The organism is Daejeonella sp. (genome assembly GCF_044232565.1).
GTDB lineage: Bacteria > Bacteroidota > Bacteroidia > Sphingobacteriales > Sphingobacteriaceae > Daejeonella.
In genome coordinates, this window is record NZ_JBIILQ010000156.1 from 1 (window position 1) to 6,561 (window position 6,561).

The following is a 6,561-nucleotide window of genomic DNA, read 5'->3' on the forward strand; positions in this document are numbered from 1 at the left end:
TATCAGCTCCATGGCGGAATTATTAAATATGGTAAGGAAGCTGGCGGCGAAGATTTTGAAGGTAAATGTTATGTGTTTGATAATCGTGTAGCTGTAGATGTTAACTCAGTAAATCCTAAGGTAATTTCTATTTGTCGTAATTGCGGTACACAAACAACAAAAATGATTAATTGCGCCAATCCTGAGTGCAATGAGCACTTTACACAGTGTGATGCTTGTGGTGAGAAATTGGATGGTGCATGTTCCGATGTTTGTCAGGTACATCCGCGCAAGCGTGAGTATGATGGTACTGGTTATTATGTGAAGGTGCCTCAGCCTATCAATACCGAAAAACTAAAAGCAGCTAAATCCTAAGATTTTGTGGGCTTTGGCTTTTAAATTCTGGCGGTTTATTTTGTTTTTCTAAAAAAAATAGGGAGATACAATTAAAGAATTCTTAATTTCCTAAAAAAATTATCAATGAGGAAATTAGTAGCCATCACGCTCCTGCTTTTTATAAGTGTACAGTATAGTATTGCGCAGGATAAGACTTTGTTTTCTAAAGAGCAGTTCATTAAGGGAGGAGATACCCTTAACTATAGAATGTTATTGCCCGAAAATTTTGATGTGAACAAGCAATATCCAGTTTTATTCTTTTTACATGGTGCTGGGGAGCGTGGAAGTGATAATGAGGCCCAGCTAATACATGGAAGTAAGCTTTTTTTGAATTCTGCCAATAGGAAAAACTTTCCAGCGATTATTATTTTCCCTCAATGTCCGCAAGATGATTATTGGGCGAATGTGATAATTGGTGATGGCAAAACCACTGAACGTTTTAGTTTTCAAAAAGGAGGGAAGCCCAGAAAATCAATGGAATTGCTAGTTGCGCTGGTAGCTAAGATGAAATCTGAGAGATTTAGTGATAATAATCGTTTTTATGTTGGTGGGCTTTCAATGGGGGCAATGGGGACCTATGAAATACTGAGAAGAAAGCCCAATGTTTTTGCTTCGGCTTTTGCTATTTGTGGTGGTGATCATGTTGAAAATGTTAGAAACTATAGGAAAGTACCACTTTGGGTTTTTCATGGAGCTAAGGATAATGTAGTCCCAATTCAAAAATCTGAGCTCGTGGTAAATGAGTTAAAGCGATTGAAAGGAGATGTGAAGTTTAGTATTTATCCCGATGCTAATCATAATAGCTGGGATCCTGCCTTTGCAGAACCTGATTTTTTATCTTGGATATTTTCTTATCGGAAATAGGTGGTTCAACTTCTCTGAAATCAAAAATTAATCGAATTTTATTTTTGTGATGTTTCCTGAATAGGTTAAGGTTTTTTCAGTTTCTATTGAGGCTTAGCTTGTGATGAAGTCTTTTTTGGACGATTACATCTTGCATTTTTAGAAACTTATTATTTTTTAATTATATTATATTTCTTATAATTTTGTTTTTGTGTCGTTTGGAAATAAAATAATATATTATATGCTAATTAACAAGGGAAATAGTTTCGGCAAGCTAGCCCTAATAGGGTGTATGGGCGAAGTTTTGTTTCGGTTATAAAGGAGTTATGGGCAAGTTTATGAAAAGACAACCAAACGGAAATAGAAAGACAAGAGAACCGCCAAAGAAAAGTCTTGATAGTTCTTAAAATATATTTTATAAAATTGCGATACAAAAGTGGAGACCAGCGACCACTTAAAAACGGGGCGACACCGAAAAGCCATATGAGTAGGATCTTTAAATAAAAAATATATGACCCTTCTGTTTTTAAACCTTGGTGGTGTAGAATTGATTTTAATATCAATAATCCTTATTGCATTTTTTATTATTCCAATCGCTTCATATTGGAAAATATTTGAAAAAGCTGAACAACCAGGTTGGGCAGCTTTAATCCCTATTTATAATCTTATTATATTAATGAGGATTATAGATAAACCTTGGTGGTGGGCATTGCTTTGTATTATACCTTACTTAGGCATAATATGGATTATTTGGAGCAACAACTTGATGGTTAAAAGATTTGGAAAAACAGGAGCTTTTACAATCGGTATTGTTTTATTAGGTCCAATATTCCTTCCTATTTTAGCTTTCGGAAACTCGAAGTATATCAAAGAATAACCAGCCCATAACAGCACCTACAAGAAATTGGCGGTTCAGTGCTTCGTATGACAGTTTTGTGGTAAATCAAACATTCGTTCTTCGTATGAATATTTGTGGTAATAATCGCCAACTTCTTGTAGCTGCAAACCGTTATAGGCAAATAGTAAAAGACAATAAATAATGAAAATGAAAACCTTTTTGACAACCTTCGTTTTACTGCTTTGGTTAACCATGACGACAAAAGCACAAACTTCTTATTCAGGAAGAATTGAAACAGGGTATATGAATTATTTATCCAGAACAATTACGGTTGACCCAGGCCCAAATTGGAAAGGCTATAACCTTGATAATAGGCAAAACGGTTTTAACTTCACATCTATTAACGGAGTGACATTTCAAGATAGAAAGATATTTACAGGAATTGGCTTGGGCTACTTAAATTTTGACGGTATAGCCGGAGTTGCAATATTTGGAGATTTAGAATATTTACCATTTAAAAAGAGATTAACACCTATGTTAAATTTACGACTGGGCTATAACCATATTTGGAATCAATATGAAGGTGGGACGGGAACGATGCTTACGGAATTTGGACTTGGAATAAATTATAAAATCAAGGAAAATTTTGGACTTTACATAAAGTCTGGAATCATGATAACTCAACACTCATTCTTACTACCACTGACTCTAGGATTTAGATATTAATTGTGACAACAAAAGATAGAATTACGCCACATAACAGCACCTACCCAAAAGGCGGGGTTTGGTGCTCTAAAGATACATTTGTAGTGCCAGGGACTATTGTGCTTTTAATCAACATTTGTGTTGAATCGCCCGCCCTTCGGGTAGCTGCAAAACGTTAGCGGTAATTTTCCTAAACAATTACAATCAATTGAAAATATGTCCAAACTAAAAACCATAAGAGAATTTCAAAACCTAACACAAGAAGAATTAGCAGAAAAATCTGGAGTATCGGTAAGGACTATTCAGCGAATTGAAACGGGAAAAGCCCCAAAAGGATACACGCTTAAGGTTTTAGCAAAAGCATTAGCAATTAAAGAAAATGAGTTGCTTTTTGAAAAACCAGAAAAAGAAAATTCGGAATGTGTCGAAGAAATAAATAAAACCCAAGAAATCATTTTAATTAATTTTACCAAATTAAAATTAATCAACCTATCTTCCATTCCTTTTATCATAATTCCTCCTTTTAACATTATTATTCCGCTATTTTTAATGTTCAAAATGAAACAAAAAAACATACTAACAAAACAACTTATTTCCATACAAATATTATGGACTATTGTTGCACCCATTATTTTTATGTTAGGCATTTTTTTGAAACTCGGTAATCAATTTACACTCTTAATTATGGTGCTAATTGTGCTTTCAAATGTATTTATTATTTTAAGGAATGCAATAGAAATAGACAAACGTAAAAAACTTTACTACAGTCTGAATTTCAGCATGATATAAAATTTGTCGGGAACTTGTCATGTTTTTGTCGGGCGTGTTTTTAAGATTATCAAAACCAAAATGCAGACTTTTGCAGTTGAAGTTAGAATCGTAAAAACACAATTAATCATGACAAAAAAAATCATTATTTCCTCTATTCTTTTTATATTTTTTGGGACAAAAAGCCCTGCTCAAGTCGAAAAAAATTCAGAATTATACAAAACTATTCTTTCAAAAGATAGCCTACTTTTTGATATAGGTTTTAATCATTGCAACATAACTCAGTTTGAAAACTTGTTGAGTGATAAGTTTGAGTTCTTTCATGACAAAGACAGTATTTCATATAAAAAAGAGTTTTTATACAATTTGAAAAATGGCTTGTGTAAATCGCCAACAACTTACCAATCAAGACGAGAATTAGTTTCAGAAAGTACAGAAATTTACCCACTTTATAAAAGCAAGGTGCTGTACGGAGCAATTCAAACAGGAAATCATAAATTCTATGAGACAATTGCAGGTAATAAAGAAACCTTTGCAAGTTCTGCAAAATTTACTCACGTTTGGCTTTTAGAAAATGGGATTTGGAAATTGACAAAAAGTTTGAGCTATGACCACCAAGATAACAATAGTACAAACTATCAATCTTCTATTTTTGACAGCGATATTGAAATCGAAAAATGGTTAATAGAAAACAAAGTACCAACTTTAGGAATTGGCGTTATTAAGGACGGGAAATTGCAACAAGTAAAAGTATTTGGAGAAATCAAAAAAGGCATATCAGCACCATACAACACAATCTTTAATGTGGCTTCACTAACCAAACCTATAACAGCCATGGTAACTTTAAAATTAGTGAGCTTAGGTAAATGGAATTTAGATGAACCTATTTATAAATATTGGACTGACCCAGATGTTTCAAAAGACAAAAATTCTAAAACACTTACAACAAGACACATTTTAAGCCACCAAACAGGCTTTACCAATTGGCGTGGAAATAACAAAGACGGAAAACTACATTTTGAATTTGAACCAGGAACGAAATATCAATACTCAGGAGAAGGTTTTGAGTATTTGAGAAAAGCATTAGAAGCAAAATTTCATAAATCACTTAACGAATTAGCAAGTGAATTGATTTTTGAACCATTACAAATGACAGACACTAAATATTTTTGGGACAACAAAACAGAAACTTCAAGATTTGCATTAGGTTATAACGATAAAGGAATTGCTTATGAAACAGAAAAAAATAAAACATCTAACGGGGCTGATAATTTATTGACAACCGTTGAAGATTACGGGAAATTTTTGACAAGCGTTATGAATAGCGATGGTTTAAGTGATAAAGTATTTAACGAGATGATTAAAAATCATGTCGAAACAAAAAACGGAAAATATTTTGGACTTGGATTTGAATTATATGATTTTGGGAAAGGTGAATATGCTATATCTCATGGTGGATCTGACAAAGGTTGTCAGACGATAGTATTTATTTTTCCAAAGACAAAGCAAGGATTAATTATTTTTACCAATGTGGACGATGGCTATAAAGTGTTTGAAAAAATATTAAAACATTATTTAGGAGAGTATGGAAACAAAATATTTGAAATTGAAACAAAATAAAAACTACCGCTAACAGGTGTTTGGCAAGATTGCGAATTTTGTAGTAAATTCACGTTTACATTTCGCAAGAAATTTTATCTTTAATAGAAAATAATCGGTTCCGAAGTTCGCAACCTCGCCTAGCCCTAAAACCTTATAGGCAACTTTAGCAGATCGCAAAATCAACAGACAACAAGACAATTAAAATGACGAAAAGTAAAATAATATGGCTGACAATTACCCTCATATTTTTAGGGTTGACAATTTATTATTTTTATCCAGAATACAAACTTCCAGCCGACACTCAAATTGACAAACTTGTAGTTTATAAATCAAAAAGACAATTGCTTGCATACTCAAGCGGACAACTTGTTAAGACCTATAAAATTTCACTTGGCAGACAACCAATTGGTGGTAAAGAATTTGAAGGAGACAAAAAAACTCCTGAAGGACTTTACTTCATCAACGACAAAAATCCAAATAGCGGCTACCATAAAAACTTAGGTATTTCATACCCTAATAATGACGACATTGAAAATGCAAAACGACTTGGTAAGCCGACTGGTGGTGACGTTAAAATACACGGACTTAGAAACAAAACAGGATTTATTAGTAAGTTTAATCGTTGGTTTGACTGGACTTTAGGTTGTATAGCGGTAACAGACGAAGAAATTGACGAACTTTATAACGCAGTAAAAATTGGGACACAAATTCAAATTAAACCTTGACATAGTGGACAGAATAAAAGCAGCCTATAACAGCACATTTGCAATAGGCGGTGTTTCCAACTCCGCAGATGGTTTTGTGGTAGAAGGAAGTTTTGTGCTCCGAATGAACATTTGTGGTAAAAAGTCCGCCCATCGCCAAGCTCAAAAACGTTACCTGCAACTGTAAAAAATGACCGTTAAGCAATGGGATTTGTCAAACGAACATTAATAATAATCTTAATTCTAGCGACAGTTGGAATTATGTTTCGTGGGTGGTTTTACAGACATTTAGTGACTTATAAGTCAGTTGGACTTCGGGCTAATTATTCAGCAACAGACAAAATACTCACTGACTTTATTGACGCGAACACTGATAAGCAAACCGACCCTAATATTAAGCAAATTATCAAACTTGGACTTTCAATAACTTCAAGACAACTCAATTTTACTTCTAACAAAAATGACACTGACCCAAACAAACTCATCACTTTCAAGACAGCACATTGCGTTGGTTATGCCACATTTTTTGCGACAACTTGCAACTACCTTTTAGAAAAGTATAACCTTGCCGACACTTGGACTGCAAAACCGCAAGGCGGGCAACTTTATTTTCTTGGGACAAGCATTCACAAATATTTCAATTCTGCATTTTTTAAAGACCACGACTTTGTGACGATTGAAAATAAAGCAACTGGAGAAATTGTTGCAGTTGACCCAACAGTAAAC

Annotated in this window: 8 protein-coding genes and 1 pseudogene; all 9 read left to right on the plus strand. The window is 33.7% G+C overall.

Annotated features, from left to right (window positions below; genetic code table 11):
- A pseudogene (locus tag ACILQF_RS09100) lies at positions 1–354 on the plus strand (hypothetical protein); the annotation flags it as partial.
- Between the two features lie 105 nt (positions 355–459).
- Complete coding sequence (locus ACILQF_RS09105; protein WP_395627101.1) at positions 460–1,239, plus strand: prolyl oligopeptidase family serine peptidase; 780 nt, start codon at positions 460–462, stop codon at positions 1,237–1,239.
- A 490-nt stretch (positions 1,240–1,729) separates the two neighbouring features.
- Positions 1,730–2,095 (plus strand): DUF5684 domain-containing protein, encoded by a 366-nt coding sequence (locus tag ACILQF_RS09110; protein WP_395627102.1) that lies wholly within the window; start codon positions 1,730–1,732, stop codon positions 2,093–2,095.
- A gap of 162 nt (positions 2,096–2,257) precedes the next feature.
- A complete protein-coding gene (locus tag ACILQF_RS09115; RefSeq protein ID WP_395627103.1) occupies positions 2,258–2,782 on the plus strand; it encodes a hypothetical protein in 525 nt (174 codons plus the stop codon).
- Between the two features lie 195 nt (positions 2,783–2,977).
- Complete coding sequence (locus ACILQF_RS09120) at positions 2,978–3,550, plus strand: helix-turn-helix domain-containing protein (RefSeq protein ID WP_395627104.1); 573 nt, start codon at positions 2,978–2,980, stop codon at positions 3,548–3,550.
- Between the two features lie 60 nt (positions 3,551–3,610).
- Positions 3,611–5,149 (plus strand): serine hydrolase, encoded by a 1,539-nt coding sequence (locus tag ACILQF_RS09125; RefSeq protein ID WP_395627105.1) that lies wholly within the window; start codon positions 3,611–3,613, stop codon positions 5,147–5,149.
- A 185-nt stretch (positions 5,150–5,334) separates the two neighbouring features.
- A complete protein-coding gene (locus tag ACILQF_RS09130; RefSeq protein ID WP_395627106.1) occupies positions 5,335–5,856 on the plus strand; it encodes a murein L,D-transpeptidase family protein in 522 nt (173 codons plus the stop codon).
- Positions 5,857–5,860: 4 nt separating this feature from the next.
- A complete protein-coding gene (locus ACILQF_RS09135; RefSeq protein ID WP_395627107.1) occupies positions 5,861–6,022 on the plus strand; it encodes a hypothetical protein in 162 nt (53 codons plus the stop codon).
- Positions 6,023–6,039: 17 nt separating this feature from the next.
- Positions 6,040–6,561, plus strand: a 522-nt coding sequence (locus tag ACILQF_RS09140; protein ID WP_395627108.1) for a hypothetical protein, incomplete at its 3' end; no start/stop codon positions are given.